Here is a 23,810-nt window from a genome sequence, read left to right on the forward strand (position 1 = left end):
ACGGGTTCATTTGTGCGAATGTTTCTGGGCTTTCTGTGGGCCCTGTGCGCGTGCCAGGGGGCCTGGGCCCAGGCCAGCGCCTGCGATGCCAATGAAAGCCTGGTCACCTTCGTCTTCGGGGCCACGCGTTCGACCAGCGCCACCGGCGGCACGGGGACCTGGACATCGGCGGCACTGGGGCCGTTTTCTTTCGGGGTGGGCACGTCCACCGGCTCCATCACGGCCAACACCGTGACCTTCCAGGCGTCGATCGACGGCGCCTCCAGCTGGTCCGCGCCCGGCGGCACCGCGCCCAATGCGCCCCGCCTGGCCAACTACGGCGGCTTCACCAATTCGCTGGCTCTGGCCATGACCGGCACCACCGCCGGTTTCGGAACGCACCTGACGCTGACCTTCTCGAGGCCCATGGACAAGCTGCTGCTGGTGATGGGCGACGTGGACTACCAGGCCAACAACTGGCAGGACGTGCTGCGCGTCACGGGCTCGCTGAATGGCAACACCGTGATTGCCCCGGGCATGGCGGTCGGCACCCCGGCCAATTTCAGCATCGCCACCAACAGCCCGGCCGCAGGCACAACCGAAGTGACCGCCCTGGCCGCTGGCGGGAATTGCGCCGCGACCAGCGCGGCCTGCAACGTGACCGTGACGTTCGCCAACCCGGTGGATGCCGTTCGCATCGACTTCCTGGCCGGCAACCCCGGCATCAATCCCTCGGTCGGGCAGGTGGTCGGGTTCCAGAATTTCTCGTACTGCGTGCCGCGGCGCGACCTGTCGATGGTCAAGGTCGACACCACGCCCACCTTTGTGGCCGGCAACACCGGCACCTACACGCTCACCATCACCAACCAGGGGGGCACCCAGACGCTGGCGGCCAGCCCCATCCTCGTGCGCGACCAGCTGCCCCAGGGCCTGAGCTTCATCTCGCCCCAGGCGCCGGGCGGCGGCTGGACCTGCACGCTGTCCACCACCACCTTTGCCAGCGACACGGCCGATTGCAGCCGCGGCACCACGGTGCTCGCCGGCAATGGCGCCAGCACGGTGCTGACGCTCACGGTGTCGGTCAGTCCCGACGTGACCGCCACATCGGTGGACAACGTCGCCAAGGTCGCGGGCGGTGGCGACCCCAACAAAGCGGCCATCACCACCACGGGGCCGCTTTCGTCCTGCGACGCCAGCAACGAAGGCTGGGACGGCGGCGGCGCCTCCGGCTATGCGGCGGGCGGCGCCACCAATGCGGGCTGCGCGTTTGAAAACACGCTGATCAGCCGCCAGGCGCTGTTGTCCGTCACCAAGACCAACAACACCACGACGCTGACCTCGGGCGGCACCACGGTCTATGTCGTCACCGTGGTCAACTCCGGGCCCAGCAGCGCGGCGGGCACGCGCCTGACCGACAGCTATGTGCTCGGCCTGAGCTGCTCGACCCCGACCTTCACGTCGTCACCCGTGGGCTCGGTCACGATCACGCCCACGGTGCCCACCATTTCGGCGCTGCAGGGCACGGGGATTTTCCTCACGCCCACCTTCCCGCCCAACACCACGGCCACCTTCAGCATTCCCTGCACCGTGACGGCCACCGGGCAACTGACACCGCCGATGGGAGATGAGCTGCCGCTGCTGCTGGCGGCGGCCGATGCAGGTGGGTTTGCGCCGCCGGCCGTGGCGCCGGTCGTGCCGGGGGGCGGGGCAGCCCGAGCCCGGGGCCCCGGGCCTAGGCGTACAGCCGCGAGGTCTTGGGCAAGTGCGCCATCAGGAACTCCATCTGGTCCGCCAGGATACGGCGGTTCCGCAGGATGAAGTCCTCCCAGAGGCTGGGCACATAGGGCGTGTAGAGCAGCGGCATGTGCGCCTGCTCTGGCGTGCGGTTGGCCTTGCGGTGGTTGCAGGCCCGGCACGCGGTGACCACGTTCATCCAGTGGTCCCGGCCATTCTGCGCGAACGGGGTGATGTGCTCGCGCGTCAGGTCTTCTTCGTGGAAATGGTTGCCGCAGTAGGCGCAGACATTGCGGTCGCGCGCGAACAGCTTGCTGTTGGTCAGGCCCGGCTTGAGGTCGAAGGGATTGATGTTGGGCACGCCCTTGGTGCCGATGATGCTGCTGACCGTGATGACCGACTGCTCGCCCGTCATGGCGTTGTGCCCGCCGCGGAACACCGCGACTTCCGCGCCCACCTCCCACCGCACCTCTTGCGCGGCGTAATGCAGGACGGCCTGCTCCAGTGAAATCCAGGACTGGGGCAACCCTTGGGCAGACAGCTTCAAGACCTTCAAGACACGCCTCCATCAGAGATGAGAAACCGTTGAACGGACCAGGCAACGCGTTTGTCGCGGGTGCAGCACAATATACCCTGTTTCAGCGACGCTTCCATGTCGCGGCCGCCGCCAGCGCATGAGTGGCGGCCCCCCGCTGCTATCAAAAAGATATCAAATTTCAAGGGCCATGCGCATCTTCAGAGGCTTTCACCACCCCGGCGTCGCGCCGGCCTGCGCCTTGACCATCGGCAACTTCGACGGCGTGCACCGCGGCCACCAGGCCATGCTGGCGCTGCTGCGCAACGAGGCCCGCCACCGCGGCGTGCCCAGCTGCGTGATGACCTTCGAGCCGCATCCGCGCGACTATTTCGCCCGGCTGGCACGCAAGCCCGAACTGGCGCCCGCGCGCATCGCCACGCTGCGCGACAAGCTGTTTGAACTCGCCGAATGCGGTGTGGACCAGTGCGTGGTGCTGCCCTTCGATGCACGGCTGTCGTCACTGTCGCCCGAGGCGTTCATCGGCGAGGTGCTCGTCAAAGGGCTGGGCGTGCGCTATGTGCTGGTGGGTGACGACTTCCGCTTTGGCGCAAAGCGCGCCGGCGACTACGCCATGCTGGACGCCGCCGGCGCCGCCAGCGGCTTTGACGTGGCCCGCATGAACAGCTACGAGGTGCACGGGCAGCGCGTTTCCAGCTCGGCGGTGCGCGAGGCGCTGAGCCAGGGCGACATGGACCGGGCCGCGGCCCTGCTGGGCCGGCCCTACAGCATCAGCGGCCACGTGGTTCACGGCCGCAAGCTCGGCCGCGAGCTCGGGTTCAGAACACTCAACCTGCGGTTTTCGCACTGGAAATCGGCCGCCAGCGGCATTTTTGCCGTCCGGGTTCACGGCCTGGGCGAGCCGCTGGCCGGCGTGGCCAACCTCGGCATCCGCCCCTCGCTGGACGCCAGCGACGTCAACGGCGGCCGCGTGTTGCTCGAAACCCATTGCCTGGACTGGCCCGACGGCCTGGGCCCCGAAGGGGCGTACGGTAAAATCATCCGCGTGGAACTGCTGCACAAACTGCACGACGAACTCAAGTACGACGGCCTTGACGCCCTGACCCAGGGCATCACCCGCGACTGCGGCGACGCACGCGCGTACTTTGCCTCCACGCGGCGCCAGACCACGCGCGACCGAATTTAACGAACGGGCCCCGTTCGCCGCCCTTCGACAGGCTCAGGGCGAACGGTCTGCTTTCCCCCGCATTGCCATTGCCCGTTCGGGCTGAGCTTGTCGAAGCCTTCTTGCTGTTTGCCATGACCGACAAAACCGATTACCGCGCCACCCTGAACCTGCCCGACACCCCCTTCCCCATGCGGGGCGACCTGCCCAAGCGCGAGCCGGGCTGGGTCAAGGAGTGGGAAGACCAGGGCCTGTACAAAAAGCTGCGTGATGCGCGCTGCAATGCGCCCAAGTTCGTGCTGCACGACGGCCCGCCGTATGCCAATGGCCAGATCCACATGGGCCACGCGGTCAACAAGATCCTCAAGGACATGATCGTCAAGGCGCGCCAGCTCAAGGGCCTGGACGCGGCCTACATCCCGGGCTGGGACTGCCACGGCCTGCCGATCGAGAACGCGATCGAGAAGAAATTCGGCCGCAACCTGCCGCGTGACGAGATGCAGGCCAAGAGCCGCGCCTTTGCCACCGAGCAGATCGGCATCCAGATGGCCGACTTCAAGCGCCTGGGCGTGCTGGGCGACTGGGACCACCCCTACCGCACCATGGACTTCGTCAACGAGGCCGAAGAGATTCGCGCCTTCAAGCGCGTGGTCGAGCGCGGCTTTGTCTACCGCGGCCTCAAGCCCGTGTACTGGTGCTTTGACTGCGGCTCCTCGCTGGCCGAGTTCGAGATCGAGTACGCCGACAAGAAGTCGCAGACGCTGGACGTCGGCTTCCTGAGCGACGAGCCGGCGAAGCTGGCTGCAGCCTTCGGCGTCCCTGCATTCACCAAAGACGCCTACATCGTCATCTGGACCACCACGGCCTGGACCATCCCGGCCAACCAGGCGCTCAACCTCAACCCCGAGCTGGACTACTCGCTGGTCGACACCGAGCGTGGCCTGCTGGTGCTGGCCTCGGTGCTGGTGGAAAAGTGCATGGAGCGCTTCCACCTCAGCGGCACCGTGCTGGCCACGGTCAAGGGCGAGAAGCTGGGCGGCCTGAACTTCCGCCACCCGCTGTACGACGTGAAGAACGAGGACGGCAGCTACGGCTACCGCCGCCTCTCGCCCGTCTACCTGGCCGACTACGCCACCGCCGACGACGGCACCGGCATCGTCCATTCCTCGCCCGCCTACGGCCTGGACGACTTCAACTCCTGCGTGGCCCATGGCCTGGCCTACGACGACATCCTCAACCCGGTGCAGGGCAACGGCGCCTACGCGCCTGACTTCCCGCTGTTTGGCGGCCTGAACATCTGGAAGGCCGTGCCCCAGATCATCGAGACCCTGAAGAACGCCGGCCGCCTGTTCGCCACCGAGACCATCAGCCACAGCTACCCGCACTGCTGGCGCCACAAGACGCCGGTGATCTACCGCGCCGCGGCGCAGTGGTTCATCCGCATGGACGAGGGCGAAGGCGTGTTCACCAGGGACAAGGCCCCCGCCACGCTGCGCCAGATGGCGCTGGCCGCCATCGAGGAAACCGGCTTCTTCCCCGAGAACGGCAAGGCCCGGCTGCGCGACATGATCGCCGGGCGGCCCGACTGGTGCATCTCGCGCCAGCGCAGCTGGGGCGTGCCCCTGCCCTTCTTCCTGCACAAGGACTCGGGCGAACTGCACCCGCTCACCATGGAGATCCTGGACCTGGCCGCCAACATGGTGGAACAAGGCGGCATCGAGGCCTGGAGCAAGGCCAGCACCGAGGACATCCTGGCCAAAGTGGGCGCCGGCGCCGACGCGGCGCAGTACACCAAGAGCAGCGACATCCTGGAAGTGTGGTTTGACTCCGGCACCACGCACACCACGGTGCTGCGCAAGTCGCACGCCGGTGCCGCCCATGACACCGGCCCCGAGGCCGACCTCTACCTGGAAGGCCACGACCAGCACCGCGGCTGGTTCCACAGCTCGCTGCTGACCGCCTGCGCCATGTACGGCCGCGCGCCCTACCGCGGCCTGCTGACCCACGGCTTCACCGTGGACAGCCAGGGCCGCAAGATGAGCAAGTCCATGGGCAATGGCGTGGACCCGCAGGAAACCAGCAAGAAGCTCGGCGCGGAAATCATCCGCCTGTGGGTGGCCGCGTCGGACTATTCCGGCGACATCGCGGGCGATGACAAGATCCTGGCCCGCGTGGTCGATGCCTACCGCCGCATCCGCAACACGCTGCGCTTCCTGCTGGCCAATGTGAGTGACTTTGATCCGGCCACCGACGCCGTGCCGCCGGACCAGATGCTGGAGATCGACCGCTACGCGCTGGCGCGCGCGTCGCAGTTCCAGGCCGAGGTGCTCGCGCATTTCGAGGTCTATGAATTCCACCCCGTGGTGGCCAAGCTGCAGCTGTACTGCAGCGAGGACCTGGGCGGCTTCTACCTGGACGTGCTGAAGGACCGCCTGTACACCACGGCGCCCAAATCGCTGGCGCGGCGCAGCGCCCAGACCGCGCTGTGGCAGATCACCCATGCCATGCTGCGCTGGATGGCGCCGTTCCTGAGTTTCACGGCCGAGGAAGCCTGGAAGATCTTCGGCAGCTCGGAATCGATCTTCCTGGAGACCTACGCCGAACTGCCCGCGGCCGACGAGGCACTGCTGGCCAAGTGGGCACGCATCCGCGAGATCCGCGACAGCGTCAACAAGGACATCGAGGCGCTGCGCGCCGACGGCCAGGTGGGCTCGTCGCTGCAGGCCCGGGTGGCGCTGGGCGCGACCCCCGCGGACCTGCCCCTGCTCGCCAGCCTGGGCGACGACCTGAAGTTCGTCTTCATCACCTCGGCCGTGGACCTGGTGGCGGCCGACGCCACCGCCGCGAAGGTCAGCGCCAGCAGTGACGCCAAGTGCGAGCGCTGCTGGCACTACCGGCCGGATGTGGGCCACGACCCGGCCCACCCCACGCTGTGCGGCCGTTGCACCAGCAACCTGTTCGGCGCCGGTGAAGACAGGAAGGTCGCCTGATGTTCAGAAACACCTCGAGCAGCGTCACGCCCTGGTTGGCCCTGGCCCTGATCATCGTGATCGCCGACCAGTTCACCAAGGTGCTGATCCTGGGCTACTACGCGGTGGGCGACAGCACCTGGGTCACCAGCTTCTTCAATGTGGTGCGGGTGCACAACAGCGGCGCGGCGTTCTCGTTCCTGGCCGCGGCCTCGGGCTGGCAGCGCTGGCTGTTCACGGGCATCGGCGTGGCGGCGGCGCTGTTCATCATCTGGATGCTGCGCTCGCACCCGGGCCAGAAGCTGTTCTCGTTCGCGCTGGCCTGCGTGCTGGGCGGCGCGATCGGCAACGTGGTGGACCGGCTGCTGCACGGCTACGTGGTGGACTTCCTGGACTTCCACCTGCGCGGCTGGCATTTCCCCGCGTTCAACCTGGCCGACAGCGCGATCACGCTGGGCGCGGCCTGCCTGATCCTCGACGAGTTGCTGCGCGTGCGCAGGGCCCGCTGAGCCGTGCGATTGCTGCATTGCATCAAGCGTATAGTTGAAGCTTGAAGCAATGAAGCACCTGTTGAATCTTCTGGCGGCGATCGCGCTGCTTGTCTGGGGCACCCATCTCGTCCGCACCGGCATCCTGCGGGTATTTGGCGCCAATCTGCGCCATGTGCTGGCCCGCAGCATCAGCAACCGCTACACGGCGGCGATCTCGGGCATCGGCGTCACCGCGCTGGTGCAGTCCAGCACGGCCACGGCGCTGATCGTCTCCTCCTTTGTCGGGCAGGGCCTGGTCACGCTGCCGCTGGCCCTGGCCGTGATGCTGGGCGCCGACGTGGGCACCAGCCTGATGGCCGTGGTGTTCTCGTTTGACCTGTCCTGGCTGTCCCCGCTGTTCATCTTCGTGGGCGTGGTGCTGTTCATCTCGCGCCAGTCGTCCAGCGTGGGGCGCTTTGGCCGGGTGCTGATCGGGCTGGGCCTGATGCTGCTCGCGCTGCGGCTGGTGACGGAGTCCACCACCGTGCTGACCCAGGCGCCCGCGGTCAAGGCCCTGCTGGCCTCGCTGGCCAGCGACCGGCTGCTGGAGATCACCATGGGCGCGGTGCTGGCCGTGGTCTCGTATTCAAGCCTGGCCATCGTGCTGCTGACCGCCACGCTCGCGGCCTCGGGCGTGGTGCCGCTGGACGTGGCGCTGGGCCTGGTGCTGGGCGCCAACCTGGGCAGCGGCCTGCTGGCCGTGCTGACCACGGCGCGTTCGGCCATTGAAGTGCGCCAGGTGCCCATGGGCAACCTGGTGTTCAAGGCGCTGGGGGTGCTGATCGTCGCGCCCTTCACCGGCCTGTGGCTGACCTATGCCCGCCCCTACATCAATGAAAACGCCACCTTCGTGGTGCTGTTCCACCTGGTCTTCAACCTGCTGGTGGGGGCGCTGTTCATCGGCGTCACGCAGATCGTGGCGCTCTGGGTGAGCCGCTGGCTGCCCAAGCCCGACAAGAGCACCCTGGCCGGGCGGCCGCATCACCTGGACCCGTCGGCGCTGGCCACGCCCTCGCTGGCCATCTCCTGCGCCGCGCGCGAGGCCCTGCACCAGGCCGACATCGTGGAAACCATGATGCTGGGGGTGCTCAAGGTGATCAAGGACAACGACCTCAAGCTCGCCGAGGACCTGCGCAAGCTCGACGACACGGTGGACGAGCTGTATTCGGCCATCAAGTACTACATGACCAAGATTTCGCGCGAGGCCCTGGGCGAGGAAGAGAGCCGGCGCTGGACCGACATCATCAGCTTCACCATCAACATGGAGCAGATCGGCGACATCATCGAGCGCGTGCTGCTGGACATCGAGGACAAGAAGATCAAGAAGGGCCGCAGCTTCTCGGTGGCCGGCATGGCCGAGATCTGCGAGCTGCACGCCCGCCTGGTGGCCAACCTGCGGCTGGGCATGAGCGTGTTCCTCAATGGCACGGTGCGCGACGCGCAGAAGCTGCTCGAGGAAAAGGCCCGCTTCCGTGACCTGGAACGCGAGTACGCCACCACCCACCTGGGCCGCCTGTCCGACAACACCATGCAGAGCATCGAGACCAGCTCGCTGCACATCGACCTGATCAGCGACCTCAAGCGCATCAACTCGCACATCTGCTCGATCGCCTACCCCATCCTCGACTCGGCCGGGGCCCTGGCACCCAACCGGCTGCGCCAGAACGTGCTGCTGGACGCCGACCACCGCTGAGCGCCGCGCCGCCAGCCTGCTTCAGGCCGTCACGCGCTGGCGGTTGTCGCGTTCGTGGATGCAGTACTCCAGCAGCGCGTCGATCTCGGTGGACTTGTCGAACACGGCGTCGGCGCCCAGCTGGGTGCAGCGCCAGCGCACGTCGCGGGTCGCATGGTTGCTCAGCACGATCATCTTCTGCCCCGGCTTGCGCCAGCGGCAGGCCTCCAGGATGTTGAGCCCGCTGCCCTCGCGCAGGAACAGGTCCACGATGGCAAGGTCCCACTGCGCACCGTTGCGGGCCAGCCAGTCGCGCCCTTCCTGCTCGGTTTCGGCCGTGCCGACGGGGTCCACCAGGGCCAGTTCCCGCAGGGTTTCAATGAGGTTTTCGCGGATGGTGGCGCTGTCTTCGACGATATAGGCCCGGAATTTCATGGTGTTCTCCTTCAGCCCCTGGGCGCCATGGCGCGAACAGGCTGCGTACTACGTTGAAGACCAATGTAAACACCAGGCCGTCCGCTGGCTGCAAGCGGCCGTCGCTACCGTCTGTAGGAGCAGGGCCACGACGGCCCGCGTTACAGGCCCGCCGCGCAGAGGATCAGGCCGGCTTCCAGGGTGAATTCGCCGCGGTGCAGCCGCTCCCGCAGCTCCCCGGGCGCCAGCAGGCGGAACTCCTCGACCTCGCCGTCCTGATTGACCGGCACCTGCCCCCGGGGCACGGTGCATTCAAACCAGTCCAGGTGCTCGACCACATAGCCCGCGCCGCCGCCATCGCGCGCGGGCGCCGTCATGCGCACGAACCCGCCATGGCGCAGGTTCTGCAGCGCCGCCAGCGGCAGCCCCGCCTCTTCCTGTGTCTCGCGCGCCAGCGCGCTGTGCAGCGTGTCGGCGGCCGCCACCATGCCGCCCATCAGGGTGTCCCACAGGCCCGGGTCATTGGCCTTGGTCAGCGAGCGGCGCTGCACCCAGTGCCCGCCGTCCGGGCTGCGGCCCACCAGGTGCACCGCCCGCGTGGCGATGCCCAGCGGGCGCACGGCGGCGCGCTCCACCGCGCCCAGCACCCGGCCCTGCCCGTCGGCCACGGCCAGCAGCTCATCGCGCCAGGCACCGGCCAGGCCGGCCTCGCGCAGGGCCTGCGCCAGGGCTGCCAGCGCGGCCGTGAGGTCGCCCGTCAGGCGCCAGGCCGGCTGGCCGTTTTGCTCATCTTTTTGTAGCGCATGAAGGCCGCCAGTCCTGGACTCCAGCCCGATTTGTTCCAGAAACCCGGGTTCCACCGAGCCAATTTGCGCCGCGCCCGCCAGCAGCGGCCAGCGCGGCACGCGCGGCGGCAGGCTGGCGCGCGCCTGCTGCGCCGCCAGCCACTGCGCATCGGGCGCCAGCGGGCTCACAGCGTGATGATGGTCGAACCCGTGGTTTTGCGCGCTTCCAGGTCGCGGTGCGCCTGCTGCACGTCGGCCAGCGGGTAGCGCTGGTCGATGCGCAGCTTGACCTGGCCGCTCTGGACCACCGCGAACAGGTCATCCGCCATGGCCTGCGTGCTTTCGCGCGTGGCAATGTGGGTGAACAGGGTCTGGCGGGTCACATAGAGCGAGCCCTTGGGGCCGAGAATGCCGGGCGAGAACGGCGCCACCGGCCCCGAGGCATTGCCAAAACTGGCCATCAGGCCAAACGGCTGCAGGCAGTCCAGCGACTTGTCCCAGGTGTCCTTGCCCACCGAGTCGTACACCACCTTCACGCCCTTGCCGCCGGTGATCTCCTTGACCCGGGCGCCGAAGTCCTCGGTGCTGTAGTTGATGACATGGGCCGCGCCGTGTTCCCGGGCCAGCGCGCACTTGGCGTCCGAGCCCGCGGTGCCGATCAGCTGCAGCCCCAGCGCCCGGGCCCACTGGCAGGCGATCAGGCCCACGCCGCCCGCGGCGGCATGGAACAGCACGAAGTCGCCGGCCTGCAGGCCCTGCACCGGCAGGGTCTTCTTGAGCAGGTACTGGGCGGTCAGGCCCTTGAGCATCATCGCGGCGCCGGTTTCAAAGCTGATGGCGTCGGGCAGCTTGCAGACCTGGCGGGCCGGCATCACCCGCACCTCGCTGTAGCTGCCGGGCGGGTTGCTGGCGTAGGCGGCGCGGTCGCCGGCCTTCAGGTGGGTCACGCCCTCGCCCACGGCCTCGACGATGCCCGCGCCCTCCATGCCCAGCGTGGCCGGCATGGGCAGCTGGTACAGGCCGGTGCGCTGGTAGACGTCGATGAAGTTCAGTCCGATGGCGTGATGGCGGATGCGGATTTCGCCGGGGCCGGGGTCACCCACGCTCACGTCCACGATCCTGAGTTCTTCCGCGCCACCGTGTTGGTTGATCTGTACTGCTTTGCTCATGGCCTGCTCCTGCGGGTTGGTAGGGCCTGAATGCTGCCACGATTCGCCCGGCCCTGCCTCGGCGGGACATTGCCAAACCCCGTACAGTGTCGCCTTCCATGAACCAACGCCTCACCCCCGCCACCGCGGCCCTGCTGGTGGTGCCGCCCCTGATGTGGGCCGGCAATGCCGTCGTCGGGCGCATGCTCAACGGGCTGGTCCCGCCCATCACGCTCAACCTGTTGCGCTGGGTGGGCGCCTTCGTGCTGCTGCTGCCGCTGGCCGCCTGGGTCCTGCGCCCCGGCAGCGGCCTGTGGAGCCACTGGCGCCGCTACGCCCTGCTGGGGCTGCTGGGCGTGGGCTGCTACAACGCCTTGCAATACCTGGCGCTCAAGACCTCCACCCCGATCAACGTGACGCTGGTGGCGGCCAGCACGCCGGTGTTCATGCTGGGCATTGGCCGGGCCTTCTTTGGCCAGGCGGTGTCGCGGCGCCAGTGGCTTGGCGCCGCGCTCTCGATCGCCGGCGTCGTGCTGGTGCTCAGCCATGGCGAGTGGGCCCAGCTGATGCAGCTGCGGCTGGTGCCGGGCGACCTGTATGTGCTGGTGGCCACCGCCGCCTGGGCGTTCTACAGCTGGCTGATCGCGCGCCCCGGGGACGCCCCGGCCATCCGCCAGGACTGGGCCGCGTTCCTGATGGCCCAGGTGGTGTTTGGCCTGGGCTGGTCGGGCCTGTTCGCGGGCGCCGAGTGGGCGCTGACTGACGCGCAGATCGTGTGGAGCTGGCCGGTGGCGGCGGCGCTGCTGTATGTGGCGGTGGGCCCGGCCATCCTGGCCTACCGCTGCTGGGGGCTGGGCGTGCAGCGCGTGGGCCCGAGCGTGGCGGGGTTTTTCTCCAACCTCACGCCGCTGTTTGCGGCGGTGTTCTCCACGGCCTTGCTGGGCGAAGTACCGCACCTGTACCACGCACTGGCGTTTGCGCTGATCGTGGGCGGGATTGTGGTGTCCTCGCGACGCTGAAGTCCGGTTGCATCCGGTAGCAGTCAGGTTGGCTGGGTAGCATCGCGCCCGCCACCGGCGCCATTTGCGCCGGCCGGCGCACTCCATGAACAAGGTATTCGGTTGGGCCGCCTGGCTGGTGTTGCCTCTGGCGGGGCTGCTGTTTGCGCAATGGCCGCTGCGCGACTGGATTCATGCCGGCTCGCGCGAGGCCAACGATCTGGCCCAGATCCTGTTTGCGCTGTACGCGGCGGTGGCGGTCACCGCCGCCTCGCGCCACAGCGCCCACCTGGCGGCGCATGGCAGCACCGGGCCCGCGCGGCCCACGCGATGGCGCCGCTGGCTGCTCGCGCTGTGCGTCGCGCCCTGGGCCGGCTTTGTGCTGTTGGCGTCGGCCCCCGAGGTGTGGGCCTCGCTGGCCCATCTGGAGCATTTCCCGGAAACCGCCAACCCGGGCTACTTCCTGGTGAAGCTGTCGGTCTGGGTGCTCGCGCTGCTGGCCTTGATTGACGCCGTGCGCCCGCGCCGGGAGCTGCCATGACCAGCGCCGGCCTGTGGATGCTGCTGATGCTGGGCGCGCTGGTGATCGGCACCGGCCTGCCGGTGTGGGCCCTGCTGCTGGGCACCTCCAGCCTGTTTGCCGGGCTGGGCCTGGCCACCGGGGTGATCGATGCCCGCCTGCTGGGCGCGGTGCCCGGCCGGCTGGTGGGCCTGCTCGAACACGACCTGCTGCAGGCGCTGCCGCTGTATGTGTTCATTGGCCTGCTGCTGCAGCGCCTGACCCTGGCCAACGCCATTTTTCTGTTCCTGAACCGACTCCTGCGCCCGCTGGGCGGCAGTGCGCCGCTGGCCGCGCTGGGCGTGGGCGTGCTGGTGGCGCCGATGAACGGGTCGGTGGCGTCCAGCGCCAGCCTGCTGTCGCGCCTGGTGGGGCCCCGGCTGCAGTCGCTGGCGCCGGCCCGCGGCATTGCCATGCTCAGCGTGGCCGCCACCATCGGGGTGGTGGTGCCGCCCTCGCTGGTGCTGCTGCTGCTGGGCGACGCCATGTTGCGTGCCCACACCGAGGCCAGCAACCTGCCCGGCTTCCCGCTGGCGGGGCTGCGCATCATCAACACCCAGGACGTGCTGCGGGCGGCGCTGGTGCCGGCCCTGGCCCTGGTGCTGCTGTGGGCCGGGGTGGCCTGGTGGCGCGGGCGCGGCACGGCCAGCGCGCCCGCCGAATCACTGACGCGCCGCGACACCGTCCTGGCGCTCACGGGCATCGGCACCATCGTGGCCTTGCTGGCCAGCGTGTTCAGCGGGGCCCTGCTCGCGGTGGAAGCCGCGGCCACCGGCGGCTGCCTGCTGGTGATCACGGCGCTGGCCAGCGGCGCCATGAGCGCGGTGGACTGGCGCCGCCTGCTGGGTGAGACCCTGCAGCTCAGTGGCGCGCTGTTTGCGCTGTTGGTGGGCGCCACCACCTTCAGCCTGGTGTTTCGCGGCTGGGGCACCGACCGCTGGCTGTCCGACCTCGTGCTGACCTCGCCCCTGGGGCCGGCCATGACGGCCGCCGCGGTGCTGCTGTTCGTGGCCGCCTGCGCCTGGGTGCTGGACGCCTTCGAGATGATCTTCGTGATCATCCCCATCCTGGCGCCCGCGCTGATCGCGCGGCTGGGCGATGCCCAGCAATCGGCCGTGTTGCTGCTGCTGGTGCTGCAGCTGGGCTTCTTGCTGCCGCCCATGGGCTACGCCGTGCTGGTGGTGCAGTCGCGCGGCGGCTTCGCGCGGGTCAGCACGCGCGCGTTGCTGGCAGCCATGCTGCCCTACGGCCTGGCCCAGGTGGCCGTGCTGGTCACGGTGTTCTGCGTGCCCGCCACGGTGCACTGGCTGGACCGGCCCACCGCTGCGCCGGCGGCGGGTTCGGCCGCACCCTCCGAGGCCGACATCGTCAAGCAGATGGAAGACATGGCGCGCCAGCCCGCAGGTGGCGCCCCGGAGGCCGAGCCGCCGCGTCAGTAGGTGCCCGGGTAGGCGCCGCCGTCGGTCAGCAGGTTCTGGCCCGTGATGTAGCTGGCCTGCTGGCTGCACAGGAAGGCGCAGGCCGCGCCAAACTCTTCGCGCGTGCCCAGGCGCTGCGCCGGGATCAGGCCGGCCTGCGACTTGCGGACTTCGTCCACCGTTTTGCCGGTGCGCTTGGCCGCGGCCTCGAAGGTCACGGCAATGCGGTCGGTGTCGAACTTGCCGGGCAGCAGGTTGTTGATGGTGACGTTGGCCGAGGCCAGCTTGGCGGTGCGCGCCACGCCGGCCACAAAGCCCGTGAGCCCGCTGCGCGCGCCGTTGGACAGGCCCAGGATGTCGATCGGCGCCTTGACCGAGCTCGAGGTGATGTTGACGATGCGGCCAAAGCCGCGTGCGGCCATGCCGTCCACAGACGCCTTGATCAGCTCGATCGGCGTGAGCATGTTGGCATCCACCGCCTTGATCCAGGCCTCGCGGTCCCAGTCGCGGAAGTCCCCGGGCGGCGGGCCGCCCGCATTGGTGACCACGATGTCAAAGTCACGGCGCTGCGCGAACACCGCGGCGCGCCCGGCCTCGGTGGTGATGTCGGCCGCCACCGACTCGACCTGGGCCGCGGCCGGCCGCAAAGGGTCGGCCTTCAGACTGGCGACCGCGGCCTGCAAGGCTTCGGCGCCGCGCGCCACCAGCAACACATGCACGCCCTCGCGCACCAGCGCCTGCGCGCAGCCAAAGCCCAGCCCCTTGCTGGCGCCGCACACCAGCGCCCATTTGCCCGCGATTCCCAAATCCATAACAATCTCCGTTTTGTGTTTGAAATGACAAAAACATGATACGGGCAGGGTTCAACACCATGAAATGGGCAGGTTATTGCACGCTGGCGCTCGCATTGATGGCGCCCGCCACTGCCGCCCTGGCGCAGACCGAGGCGGCCGTGATCCGCCGCACCGCCGAACTGCGCGAGGCGCCTGGCGCCACCTCGCGCAGCCTCGCCGCGCTGCCGGCGCAGACGCCGGTGACCCGCCTGGGCGGCCGCGAAGGCCCCTGGGTTCAGGTGAAGACCGAGGCCGGCGTGACCGGCTGGGTCCACCTGTTTGACATGGGCGCGCCCGGCACCTCGGCCCAGCCCAGCGGTGGCAATGCGGCCACCGGTGCGCTGCGCAGTCTCACCGGCTTTTTCAACCGGCGCAGCAGTGGGGGCGGCAACTCGGCGGCCACGCCCACCGTGGGCATCCGCGGCCTGGGCGCCGAAGACCTGGCCAATGCCCAGCCCAACCTCGAGGCCGTGGGCCGGATGGAAGCGCTGCGCCAGAACGAGACACAGGCCCGCCGCTTTGCCAGCGCCGCCGCATTGACCCCCGCCGACGTGGCGCCGCTGCCCGCGCCGCCACGGCCGGCGCCCGCCGCCGGCACGCCGGGCAACGAGGTGCAGCAATGAGCCACCGCAGCGGCCTCATCGCCGCCACCCTGCTGGCCGCGCTGGCCCTGACGGCCCCGTTGGCACAGGCCCAGAGCGGCGATGCCGCCAAGGCGCTGAACTTTTTCAACTCGCTGGTGCGGCCACAGGGCAACCAGGCCGCGCCCGCCAACCCGCTCACGCAGATGCTGGGCAGTGGCGCGGCGCCCGCGGGCAACAATGCCGCGCTGGCCGGCGACCTGGTGCAGCTGCTGGCCAAGTCGGTGGAGCAGATCGACGAGCCCAAGGAGATCGAGATCGGCCGCCAGCTGTCGGCCGTGCTGCTGGGCAGCAAGCCGCTGCACCCCGACATGAAGCTGCAGCGCTACGTGAACCAGCTGGGCCGCTGGATCAGCCTGCAGTCCTCGCGGCCGCAACTGCCCTGGAGCTTTGCGGTGCTCGACGACCCGGGCTTCAACGCCTTTGCGGCGCCCGGGGGCTATGTGTTCGTGACCAAGGGGCTGATCGACCGCGTGGGCAATGAAGCCGAGCTGGCCGGCATCCTGGCGCACGAGATCACCCACGTCACGGGCAAGCACCATCTCAAGGCCATCGGCGCCAAGGCGCGCGCGGGCGCGCTGACGCAGGTGATCAGCTCGCAGCTCAACAACAACCTGGGCGGCATGGTGTCGGCGCAGTTGCTGGCGCTGGGGCGCGACCTGTACTCAAGCGGCCTGGACCAGGGCGATGAATTCGAGGCCGACCGCAACGGCGTGGCGCTGGCCGCGCGCGCCGGCTTCGACCCCTATGGCCTCGTGGCCGTGTTGCAGCAGCTGCGCGGCGCGGCGGCGGACGACCCGCTGTTTGCCCTGTCACTGAGCACGCACCCGCCGGCGCAGCAGCGGCTGGACCAGGTGGAGGTGGCCATGGGGTCACGGCTTGATGCTTTTGCGGGCAAGCCTTCTGTTTCGCTGGCTCAGCGGGTGGGGACGCCCTGAGTCTTGTGCCGCAGCGCAAGTTGCCACGTTGCACGCCTGCGGGTGGGGCGCAGCCCTTGCGCCACCAGAGCCCCGGCCCCTTCGGGGGAGCCGCTGCAGTACTCAAAACTGCTCACCCGACCAGTTGGGGCTTGACCCTGTAGCCCGCCAACGACGCACGGCAGTTTTTCCGTGCTTCGCGCCCGGGACTCTTGATCGGTGGCGCAAGGGCCGCGCCCCACCCGCAGGCTTTGGGCGTGCGATTTTCCAGAACCTCAACCTGCTCTGCGGACTTCCCGGGCTTCCTTGTGGGCGCTCCGCCTTTTGTACTCGCGCCCAAGCGCATGCCCAGGCCACGCGGCCCGATCAAAGCCGCAGGCGCGAAGCACGGAAAAACTGCCGTGGCGCATCGACGCGCCAGCCACATCAAACCCGGACTGATCGATCCAGCAGTTTTGAGTACTGCAGCGGCTCCCCCCGAAGGGGGCTGCGGCTTGGGCCGCGTGACCTGGGCATGCGCTTGGGCGCAGGCGCGGACGAACGCCCGAGCGCCAACCAGGCTACCGCGCCGACCTCGTGAACACAAAGATCCCCGCAATCACCAGCACCGAGCCCGCCGCCACCCAGGCCGTGAACGGTTCGCCCAGGATCACCACGCCCATGAGGATGGTGGACATCGGACCGACCATGCCGGTCTGCGCGGTGAGCGCGGGTCCGACGCGCTCGATCGCCATCATCACCAGCAGCACGGGCACGGCGGTGCACAGCGTGGCGTTGAGCACCGACAGCCACAGCACCTGCGGCGCCACCGCGGCCACCGAGCCCAGCGGCCGCAGCAGCACGAACTGCAGGATGCAGCAGACGCAGGCCACCGTGGTGGCCAAGCCCACCAGCCGCATGGAACCAATGCGCTTGACCAGCTCGCCGCTGTAGACCAGGTAGATGGCGTAGCTGATCGCGCTGAGGAACACCAGCGTGGCGCCCAGCGCCGCGCTGCCGCCCTGCAGCTCGATCTCGTGGCCGAACACCAGGATCACACCGCCATAGCTCACCGCCATGCCCGCGAGCTGGCGCGCATTGAAGCGGCGGCCGTACATGAACCAGCCCAGCAGCAGCACCAGCGTGGGGTTGAGGTACAGGATCAGCCGCTCCAGCGAGGCACTGACAAACTGCAGCCCCGCGAAGTCCAGAAAGCTCGCCAGGTAGTAGCCCGTGACGCCCAGGCCCAGCACGCCCAGCCAGTCGCGCCGGGTCAGCGCGGCCTTGCCCCGGCTGGCCCACCAGGCCATGACCGCGAAGAACGGCAATGCGAACAGCATGCGCAGCATCAGCAGCGTGACGGCGTCCACGCCATAGCGATAGGCCAGCTTGACGATGATCGCCTTGCCGCTGAAGGCAATGGCGCCGATGACCGCCATGAGCAGGCCGGTTGCTACACTTTTGCTAGCATCCAGTGGCCGGCTGGCCTGGACTCCTGGCTGATTTGATTCAGAAACCGGGGTTGGGGCGGGTGCGGGAGGTGTCACCCTCACACCTCGAACACCTTGTGGTGCAGCCGCCGCAGCGACCACCACACCACGCCCGCCGCCACCGGAATGGCGCAGGCCGCCGTGCTCTCGGGGCTCCAGGGCCAGCCCACGGCATGCGCGCCCTTGGCCAGGTAGCTCACCAGGCCCACGATGTAGTAGGTGATGGCCGCCACCGACAGCCCCTCCACCGTGGACTGCAGCTTGAGCTGCAGGCCCTGGCGCGTGTTCATGGCGCCCAGCAGCGCCTGGCTGCTTTGCTGCTGCTCGATCTCCACGCGGGTGCGCAGCAGGTTGCTCATGCGCGAGACGCGCTCGGACAGCGCGTCCTGGCGCCGCTTGGCCCATTCGCAGGTGCTGCGCGCGGGTGTCAGGCGCCGGTCCATGAACTCGCCAATGGTCTGCATGCCGGCCAGGCGCGATTCGGCGATGTCGGCGATGCGCTTGTCCACCAGCTCGAAGTAGGCCGCGCTGGCCGAAAAGCGCGAATGGGTGGCCGCGTACTGGCTCTCGACCTGGCCCGCCAGCCGGGTCAGGCGGTCCAGCAGGTCGGGCTCGCCATCGCGGTTCACGGTGCGGATGGCCATGGCCAGCGACGCCAACTCGCGCTCGGCAGAGGCCAGCGCGGCCGAAGCCTCGCGCGCGGCGGGCAGGCCCAGCAGCGCGGCCATGCGGTAGGTGTCGATCTCCAGCAGCTGCTGCACCAGGCGGCCGACCCGGCGCGGTGTCATGGAGCCGGCCAGCAGCACCATGCGCGAGAAGCCGTCGGCATGGACGGCGAAGTCGGTGTAGACCTCGCCATGGCCATCGGCCACGGTGGAGGCGACCAGCGTGTCCTCGTTCAGCACATGCTTGACCAGCGAACTGGTGCCCAGGCTCTGCGTGGGCAGCAGCCACAGGTTCACGCTGGCCAGGCACTGGCCCGGCAGGCCGCCCAGCCAGTCCTGGGGCACGGCCTCGATCGCGGTGGGCGGCTGGCGCTCGCCGAAGCCGCCGGAGTTGATCAGGCGGGTGAACGTCCAGGTCACGAATTCGGTGTGCAGTTCCCAGCGGATGCGGAAGGCGCCCAGGTCCATGCGGATGTGGGTGGATTCGGCGTCGGGCTGGGGCAGGTGGTGGTCGCGCAGCAGGGCCACCACATGGGCACGGCTGGCCTCGCGCTCGGCCGCGTCGCAGACCATCACCACATGCGAGATGGCCAGCGGCGCGTTCAGCGCCTCGGGCGGCCTGGCGTGGATTTCGTTGTGCAAAGCCATCCGCTGGGGATGGGGGCGTATCTGTGTTGTCGGTGGCATGCTTCCCTCGGACAGCTATTGTGACGCAGGCCCCAAGAGAAACGGCGCCCGAAGGCGCCGCGGGGCATTACCAAGGGGGAGGCCTGCCCTAGTCTTCGACGAAGGCCTCCTCGCGCTTGCTCTGGATCGCGGGCAGCAGCACGACCACCAGCAGCAGGGCCGCCGCCGCCAGCAGGCCGGCCGACAGCGGGCGCGTGACGAACACGCTCCAGTCGCCGCGCGACAGCAGCATGGCGCGGCGCAGGTTCTCCTCCATCATCGGGCCCAGGATCAGGCCCAGCAGCAGCGGCGCGGGCTCGCAGCCCAGCTTGATGAACACATAGCCGATGAAGCCGAAGATGGCCACCATCCAGATGTCCCAGGTGTTGTTGTTGGTGGAGTACACGCCAATGGCGCAGAACAGCACGATGGCCGGGAACAGCCAGCGGTAGGGCACGGTGAGCAGCTTGATCCAGATGCCGATCAGCGGCAGGTTCAGGATCACCAGCATGGCGTTGCCGATCCACATGGACGCGATCAGGCCCCAGAACAGCTCGGGGTTGCTGGTCATGACCTGGGGGCCGGGCTGGATGTTGTGGATGGTCATGGCACCGACCATCAACGCCATCACGGCGTTGGGTGGAATGCCCAGCGTGAGCAGCGGGATGAACGAGGTCTGCGAGCCCGCGTTGTTGGCCGACTCGGGCGCCGCCACGCCGCGGATGTTGCCCTGGCCAAACGGCACCTCGCCCGGTCGCAGCTTGGTCTTCTTCTCGATGGTGTAGGCCGCAAAGGCCGACAGCAGCGCGCCGCCGCCGGGCAGGATGCCCAGGGCGCAGCCCAGCGCGGTGCCGCGCAGCACGGCAGGCACCATGTTTTTGAAGTCTTCCTTGGTGGGCATCAGGCCCTGGACCTTGCCGGTGAAGACCTCGCGCTGGTCCTCGGGCTGCGACAGGTTGCTGATGATCTCGCCATAGCCAAACACGCCCATGGCAATCACGATGAAGCCAATGCCGTCGGTGAGTTCGGGGATGTCGAACGCGTAGCGCGCCACGCCCGAGTTCACGTCGGTGCCCACCAGGCCCAGCAGCAGGCCCAGGATGATCATGGCCACGGCCTTGACCAGCGAGCCCGAGGCCAGCACCACGGCACCGATCAGGCCCAGGATCATCAGCGAGAAGTATTCGGCCGGGCCGAACTTGAAGGCCACCTCGGTCAGCGGCGCGGCAAACGCCGCGAGGATCAGCGTGCCCATGCAGCCCGCGAAGAACGAGCCCAGGCCCGCGGCCGCCAGCGCCGGCCCGGCCCGGCCCTTGCGCGCCATCTGGTAGCCGTCGATCACGGTCACCACCGACGATGATTCCCCGGGCAGGTTGACCAGGATGGCGGTGGTGGAACCGCCATATTGCGCGCCGTAATAGATGCCGGCCAGCATGATCAGCGCGGCCACGGGCGGCAGCGCATAGGTGGCCGGCAGCAGCATGGCGATGGTGGCCACGGGGCCGATGCCCGGCAGCACGCCGATCAGCGTGCCCAGCAGGCAGCCGATAAACGCGTAGACCAGGTTCTGGAAGGTGAAGGCAACGCCAAAACCCAGCGCGAGATTGTTGAACAGATCCATGGGGGCCGCTCCTTAACCGGTGATGAAGGTGGGCCAGACCGGGAACTGCAGCTTGAGCAGCACCACGAAAGCCAGGTAGCTGCCGGCGGCCAGCACGGTGGCCAGGATCAGCACCTCCTTGAGCTTGAAACTGTCGCCCGCCAGGCTGGAGACGATGGTCAGGCCGTAGATCGCGGCGATCATGCCCATGGCCGGCAGGCCGATGCTGGGCAGGCCGCCCAGCAGCACGCCAAACAGCAGGTTGGCGGCCAGCACGTAAGACAGGGGCTTCCAGGCCCATTTGCCGATCGGGTCACCGTCCTCGGTTTCCACCACCATGGCCTTGAAGGCAATGGCCAGGCCCAGCAGCGCCAGGATCACGCCCAGCATCAGGGGGAAGTAGCCAGGGCCCATGCGGGCGCCTTCGCCGATGGTGTAGTTGAAGGCGCCGCCCGCAAAGGCCACGCCGACGGCACTGAACATGACGCCCGAGAAGAAGTCCTTCTGGCTCTTGATTTTCATGGTGTGTGTCTCCAGCAAACTGCTCCGGGGATTGTCCGTGCTGGGTGCCGCACACCGTATGTGGGTTTCACTTACCCCAACTGCACTGACTGCCCGCTGACTTTTGAATACTAAAAGACACGCGGCGCGAGAAACAAGTCAGCTTTCAGCGGCCGAGGAAACGGCCCTGGCCCGGCTTGCCCCGGGGTCGGGCTGCAGGGCCAGCAGCGCACGCGTCACGCCATTGGTCCAGCCAAAGCCGTCCTGCAGCGGGTACTCGCCGCCGCCGCCGCCCGCGGCGTCTTCCTGCGGTACCTCGCGCAGCCGGTATTTCTCGACCAGCTTGCCGCTGCGCCCGTAGACCGTGCCCACGGTGGTCAGCCAGCGGTCGGTCAGCGTGGCGGCCAGCGCGGCCTGGCCCTGGTCGGTCAGGCCCTTGATCGCCATCCACTGCAGCGGTGCCCAGCCATTGGGCCGGTCCCATTGCTGGTCGCTGCGGCACTCGGTGGTGGCCAGGCCCCCGGGCGCCAGCATGCGCTGCTTCAGGGTGCGCGCCAGCGCGGCCGCCTGCCCGGGTGCCAGCAGGCCCACAAACAGCGGCACCACGCAGGCCGCGGTCAAACAGCGGCGCCGCTGGCCCAGGCGCCAGTCGTGGTCGAAGAAGGCCGCCTGGTCCGGGTCCCAGCACAGCGCCTGCACCGCGGCGGCGCGGGCCACCGCGCGGGCGCTGTAGGCCCTGGCGGTGGCTTCGTCGCCGTGCTGGTCGGCCAGTTCGGCAATTTTCTGCTCGAGCTTGTAGAGAAAGGCGTTCAGGTCCACCGGCAGGATGGCGGTGGTGCAGATGCTCGCGAGCGACGGCGCCGTGCCGGCCCGCCGCGCGGCCGCCGTGCCCGCCGAAGCCTCGGGCGCCGGCTCGCGCAGCCAGCGGCTGCTGAAGTCCCAGCCCGATTCGGCCGCCGCGCGCAGGTCGCGGTAGACCTGCGCGGCCTCACGCCGGCTGGACTGGGCGGTGGTCACGTCCTCAAGCCAGGACTCCTCGCGCGGGGTGTCGCGGTCGTCCCAGTAGCGGTTCAGCAGCGTGCCGTCGGCCAGCCGCACCACGCGCCGGCTCGCGGTGCCGGGCGCCAGGCCGGCTTCACCGGCCATCCAGTAGGCGTGCTCCTGGCGCAGCTGCGGCAGATGGTCGGCGCAATGCCCCACGCCGCACTGCTGGGCCAGCTCCACCATGAGCACGAACACCGGCGGCTGCGAGCGGCTCAGGTAGTAGGTCCGCGTGCCATTGGGAATGTGCCCGTAGGTGTCGATCAGGAAGGAAAAGTTGTCCACCATGGCGCGCAGCAGCCCGGTGCGCCCGCTGGCGGCCAGCCCCAGCATCGTGAAATACGAATCCCAGTAATACAGCTCGCCGAAGCGCCCGCCCGGCACCACGTAGGGGTGCGGCAGCTGCAGGGTCGAGGCATGGGGCGCATGGGCCTGCGGCCTGCGCGTGAGCACCCCCCACAGCCCGTCGATGTGGCCCGCCAGGCTCTGCCCCGGCACCGACTCGTAGTCCGACGGCGAGGGCATGACCACGCGAAAGTGCTGCGCTACAAATTCCCGCAGGTCAAAGCCGGCGGCCCCGCAGCGGGCCCGGTAGGCGTCAAGAATGTCCGCGGGCGTGCCCAGCGGCACGCAGTCCACAAAGGTCTTGCTGTCGGGGAACACATCGCTGCGCTGCACCGCCTCGAACAGCTCCTGGTAGCGGTCGGCGGGCGACAGGGTGTCGGGTGGCGGAGCCTGCGCGGCCTGCCGCTGGCGGTGGGCCCGGTGAGCGGTGGCCTTGGCCGGGGCCGGGGCGCTCACTGCTCCGTGTAGTTCCACAGCAGGCCCCCGTCCACCACGGTGGTGGTGCCGGTGAGGTAAGCGGCATCGGCCGAGGCGAGAAAGGCCGCGACCCCGGCCACGTCCGCGGGCTGGCCCAGCCGCTTCAGCGGGATGTTGGCCAGCAGCGGTTCGCGCAGCGCCGGGTCGGCGAGCAGGCGCGCGTTGATGGGTGTTTCCACCGCGCCGGGCGCGATGTTGTTGACGGTGATGCCCAGCGGCGCCAGCTCGATGGCGAGGTTGCGCGTCATCATCTTCATGCCGCCCTTGCTCAGGCAGTAGGGCGCGAAGTTGGGAAAAGGCAGCTCCTCGTGCACCGAGCTGATGTTGATCACCCGCCCGCCATGGCCGGCCTCGCGGCAATGCGCGGCAAAGGCCTGCGTGAGAAAGAAGGCGGCCTTGAGGTTGACGGCCAGCACGCGGTCGTAGTCGGCCTCGGTCACCTCCAGGAACGCAGCGCGCTTTTCGATGCCGGCGTTGTTGACCAGGATGCCCAGCGGCCCCAGCACCGCGACGGCGTGGTCCAGCGCCTGGCGCATGTCCTGAAGCCGCGACACGTCAAACGGCAACACCAGGCAACGCCGGCCGAGCGCCTCGATGCGCTGGCGCATGTCCTCGGCCCGCTCGTCATCCCGCAGCACATTGAGCGCAATGTCGGCCCCGTCGGCCGCCAGCCGCAGCGCGATGCCCCGCCCTATCCCCTGGGCGCCCCCTGTCACCAAGGCCGTTGTGTGCAGCGGTGCGGTCAATGC

21 protein-coding genes are annotated in these 23,810 nt (G+C 68.8%); 10 read left to right on the plus strand and 11 right to left on the minus strand.

What is annotated here, in order from left to right:
* The first annotated feature begins 18 nt into the window (after positions 1–18).
* A complete protein-coding gene (locus KF796_18435) occupies positions 19–1,797 on the plus strand; it encodes a DUF11 domain-containing protein (GenBank protein ID MBX3588612.1) in 1,779 nt (592 codons plus the stop codon).
* Here KF796_18435 and KF796_18440 read toward each other — a convergent pair.
* A complete protein-coding gene (locus tag KF796_18440; protein MBX3588613.1) occupies positions 1,712–2,269 on the minus strand; it encodes an HNH endonuclease in 558 nt (185 codons plus the stop codon). The genes KF796_18435 and KF796_18440 overlap by 86 nt on opposite strands.
* Positions 2,270–2,438: 169 nt before the next feature.
* Here KF796_18440 and KF796_18445 point away from each other — a divergent pair, with 169 nt between their 5' ends.
* The 4 genes from KF796_18445 (at position 2,439) to KF796_18460 (ending at position 8,605) form a co-directional block, all read left to right on the plus strand.
* Positions 2,439–3,434, plus strand: coding sequence for a bifunctional riboflavin kinase/FAD synthetase (locus tag KF796_18445; protein ID MBX3588614.1), 996 nt, complete (start codon positions 2,439–2,441; stop codon positions 3,432–3,434).
* A 113-nt stretch (positions 3,435–3,547) separates the two neighbouring features.
* Positions 3,548–6,403: an isoleucine--tRNA ligase gene (gene ileS / locus KF796_18450; protein MBX3588615.1), complete on the plus strand. Its 2,856-nt coding sequence runs from the start codon at positions 3,548–3,550 to the stop codon at positions 6,401–6,403.
* Positions 6,403–6,891, plus strand: a complete 489-nt coding sequence (locus KF796_18455; protein ID MBX3588616.1) for a lipoprotein signal peptidase — start codon at positions 6,403–6,405, stop codon at positions 6,889–6,891. Before ileS ends, KF796_18455 begins: the two co-directional genes overlap by 1 nt.
* A 49-nt stretch (positions 6,892–6,940) precedes the next feature.
* Complete coding sequence (locus KF796_18460) at positions 6,941–8,605, plus strand: Na/Pi cotransporter family protein (GenBank protein MBX3588617.1); 1,665 nt, start codon at positions 6,941–6,943, stop codon at positions 8,603–8,605.
* A gap of 21 nt (positions 8,606–8,626) precedes the next feature.
* Here the strand turns inward: KF796_18460 and KF796_18465 are convergent, their stop codons facing one another.
* The 3 genes from KF796_18465 to KF796_18475 form a co-directional block, all read right to left on the minus strand.
* The gene (locus tag KF796_18465) at positions 8,627–9,019 is read right to left on the minus strand and encodes a response regulator (protein ID MBX3588618.1); all 393 of its coding nucleotides are present in this window, start codon (positions 9,017–9,019) and stop codon (positions 8,627–8,629) included.
* Between the two features lie 140 nt (positions 9,020–9,159).
* The gene (locus KF796_18470) at positions 9,160–9,972 is read right to left on the minus strand and encodes an NUDIX domain-containing protein (GenBank protein MBX3588619.1); all 813 of its coding nucleotides are present in this window, start codon (positions 9,970–9,972) and stop codon (positions 9,160–9,162) included.
* Complete coding sequence (locus KF796_18475) at positions 9,969–10,952, minus strand: quinone oxidoreductase (GenBank protein MBX3588620.1); 984 nt, start codon at positions 10,950–10,952, stop codon at positions 9,969–9,971. The genes KF796_18470 and KF796_18475 overlap by 4 nt, the downstream gene beginning before the upstream one ends.
* Positions 10,953–11,050: 98 nt before the next feature.
* Here KF796_18475 and KF796_18480 point away from each other — a divergent pair, with 98 nt between their 5' ends.
* From KF796_18480 to KF796_18490, 3 genes are all read left to right on the plus strand, one after another.
* On the plus strand, positions 11,051–11,950 hold the full coding sequence (locus KF796_18480) for a DMT family transporter (GenBank protein ID MBX3588621.1): 900 nt from the start codon (positions 11,051–11,053) through the stop codon (positions 11,948–11,950).
* 85 nt (positions 11,951–12,035) lie between these two features.
* Entirely contained in the window at positions 12,036–12,470 is a 435-nt protein-coding gene (locus tag KF796_18485; GenBank protein ID MBX3588622.1) for a C4-dicarboxylate ABC transporter substrate-binding protein, read from the plus strand.
* Positions 12,467–13,927, plus strand: a complete 1,461-nt coding sequence (locus KF796_18490; GenBank protein MBX3588623.1) for a TRAP transporter large permease subunit — start codon at positions 12,467–12,469, stop codon at positions 13,925–13,927. Before KF796_18485 ends, KF796_18490 begins: the two co-directional genes overlap by 4 nt.
* Here the strand turns inward: KF796_18490 and KF796_18495 are convergent.
* Positions 13,921–14,718, minus strand: coding sequence for an SDR family oxidoreductase (locus tag KF796_18495; GenBank protein ID MBX3588624.1), 798 nt, complete (start codon positions 14,716–14,718; stop codon positions 13,921–13,923). The genes KF796_18490 and KF796_18495 overlap by 7 nt on opposite strands.
* Positions 14,719–14,777: 59 nt before the next feature.
* On the opposite strand from KF796_18495, the gene KF796_18500 reads away from it, so the two are divergent.
* Positions 14,778–15,362 (plus strand): SH3 domain-containing protein, encoded by a 585-nt coding sequence (locus tag KF796_18500; GenBank protein ID MBX3588625.1) that lies wholly within the window; start codon positions 14,778–14,780, stop codon positions 15,360–15,362.
* On the plus strand, positions 15,359–16,318 hold the full coding sequence (locus KF796_18505) for a M48 family metalloprotease (GenBank protein ID MBX3588626.1): 960 nt from the start codon (positions 15,359–15,361) through the stop codon (positions 16,316–16,318). Before KF796_18500 ends, KF796_18505 begins: the two co-directional genes overlap by 4 nt.
* Before the next feature lie 539 nt (positions 16,319–16,857).
* Here KF796_18505 and KF796_18510 read toward each other — a convergent pair.
* From KF796_18510 to KF796_18535, 6 genes are all read right to left on the minus strand, one after another.
* The gene (locus KF796_18510; GenBank protein MBX3588627.1) at positions 16,858–17,715 is read right to left on the minus strand and encodes a DMT family transporter; all 858 of its coding nucleotides are present in this window, start codon (positions 17,713–17,715) and stop codon (positions 16,858–16,860) included.
* A 110-nt stretch (positions 17,716–17,825) separates the two neighbouring features.
* Positions 17,826–19,118, minus strand: a complete 1,293-nt coding sequence (locus tag KF796_18515; protein MBX3588628.1) for a DUF3422 domain-containing protein — start codon at positions 19,116–19,118, stop codon at positions 17,826–17,828.
* Positions 19,119–19,206: 88 nt separating this feature from the next.
* Positions 19,207–20,718, minus strand: a complete 1,512-nt coding sequence (locus tag KF796_18520) for a tripartite tricarboxylate transporter permease (GenBank protein MBX3588629.1) — start codon at positions 20,716–20,718, stop codon at positions 19,207–19,209.
* A 12-nt stretch (positions 20,719–20,730) separates the two neighbouring features.
* The gene (locus tag KF796_18525) at positions 20,731–21,219 is read right to left on the minus strand and encodes a tripartite tricarboxylate transporter TctB family protein (GenBank protein ID MBX3588630.1); all 489 of its coding nucleotides are present in this window, start codon (positions 21,217–21,219) and stop codon (positions 20,731–20,733) included.
* 138 nt (positions 21,220–21,357) lie between these two features.
* Entirely contained in the window at positions 21,358–23,058 is a 1,701-nt protein-coding gene (gene treF / locus KF796_18530) for an alpha,alpha-trehalase TreF (GenBank protein MBX3588631.1), read from the minus strand.
* A complete protein-coding gene (locus KF796_18535; protein ID MBX3588632.1) occupies positions 23,037–23,795 on the minus strand; it encodes a glucose 1-dehydrogenase in 759 nt (252 codons plus the stop codon). Before KF796_18535 ends, treF begins: the two co-directional genes overlap by 22 nt.
* Positions 23,796–23,810: the final 15 nt, after the last annotated feature.

Origin of the sequence: Ramlibacter sp. (assembly GCA_019635435.1) — a bacterium.
Lineage (GTDB): Bacteria > Pseudomonadota > Gammaproteobacteria > Burkholderiales > Burkholderiaceae_C > JAHBZM01.

What these genes read in the sequence shown, in the direction of transcription:
- KF796_18435 (MBX3588612.1), top strand. Translation starts at nt 19, where the DNA reads ATGTTTCTGGGCTTTCTGTGGGCCCTGTGCGCGTGCCAGGGGGCCTGG.
- KF796_18445 (MBX3588614.1), top strand. Translation starts at nt 2,439, where the DNA reads ATGCGCATCTTCAGAGGCTTTCACCACCCCGGCGTCGCGCCGGCCTGC.
- ileS (MBX3588615.1), top strand. Translation starts at nt 3,548, where the DNA reads ATGACCGACAAAACCGATTACCGCGCCACCCTGAACCTGCCCGACACC.
- KF796_18455 (MBX3588616.1), top strand. Translation starts at nt 6,403, where the DNA reads ATGTTCAGAAACACCTCGAGCAGCGTCACGCCCTGGTTGGCCCTGGCC.
- KF796_18460 (MBX3588617.1), top strand. Translation starts at nt 6,941, where the DNA reads ATGAAGCACCTGTTGAATCTTCTGGCGGCGATCGCGCTGCTTGTCTGG.
- KF796_18465 (MBX3588618.1), bottom strand. Translation starts at nt 9,019, where the DNA reads ATGAAATTCCGGGCCTATATCGTCGAAGACAGCGCCACCATCCGCGAA.
- KF796_18475 (MBX3588620.1), bottom strand. Translation starts at nt 10,952, where the DNA reads ATGAGCAAAGCAGTACAGATCAACCAACACGGTGGCGCGGAAGAACTC.
- KF796_18480 (MBX3588621.1), top strand. Translation starts at nt 11,051, where the DNA reads ATGAACCAACGCCTCACCCCCGCCACCGCGGCCCTGCTGGTGGTGCCG.
- KF796_18485 (MBX3588622.1), top strand. Translation starts at nt 12,036, where the DNA reads ATGAACAAGGTATTCGGTTGGGCCGCCTGGCTGGTGTTGCCTCTGGCG.
- KF796_18490 (MBX3588623.1), top strand. Translation starts at nt 12,467, where the DNA reads ATGACCAGCGCCGGCCTGTGGATGCTGCTGATGCTGGGCGCGCTGGTG.
- KF796_18495 (MBX3588624.1), bottom strand. Translation starts at nt 14,718, where the DNA reads ATGGATTTGGGAATCGCGGGCAAATGGGCGCTGGTGTGCGGCGCCAGC.
- KF796_18500 (MBX3588625.1), top strand. Translation starts at nt 14,778, where the DNA reads ATGAAATGGGCAGGTTATTGCACGCTGGCGCTCGCATTGATGGCGCCC.
- KF796_18505 (MBX3588626.1), top strand. Translation starts at nt 15,359, where the DNA reads ATGAGCCACCGCAGCGGCCTCATCGCCGCCACCCTGCTGGCCGCGCTG.
- KF796_18510 (MBX3588627.1), bottom strand. Translation starts at nt 17,715, where the DNA reads ATGGCGGTCATCGGCGCCATTGCCTTCAGCGGCAAGGCGATCATCGTC.
- KF796_18515 (MBX3588628.1), bottom strand. Translation starts at nt 19,118, where the DNA reads ATGCCACCGACAACACAGATACGCCCCCATCCCCAGCGGATGGCTTTG.
- KF796_18520 (MBX3588629.1), bottom strand. Translation starts at nt 20,718, where the DNA reads ATGGATCTGTTCAACAATCTCGCGCTGGGTTTTGGCGTTGCCTTCACC.
- KF796_18525 (MBX3588630.1), bottom strand. Translation starts at nt 21,219, where the DNA reads ATGAAAATCAAGAGCCAGAAGGACTTCTTCTCGGGCGTCATGTTCAGT.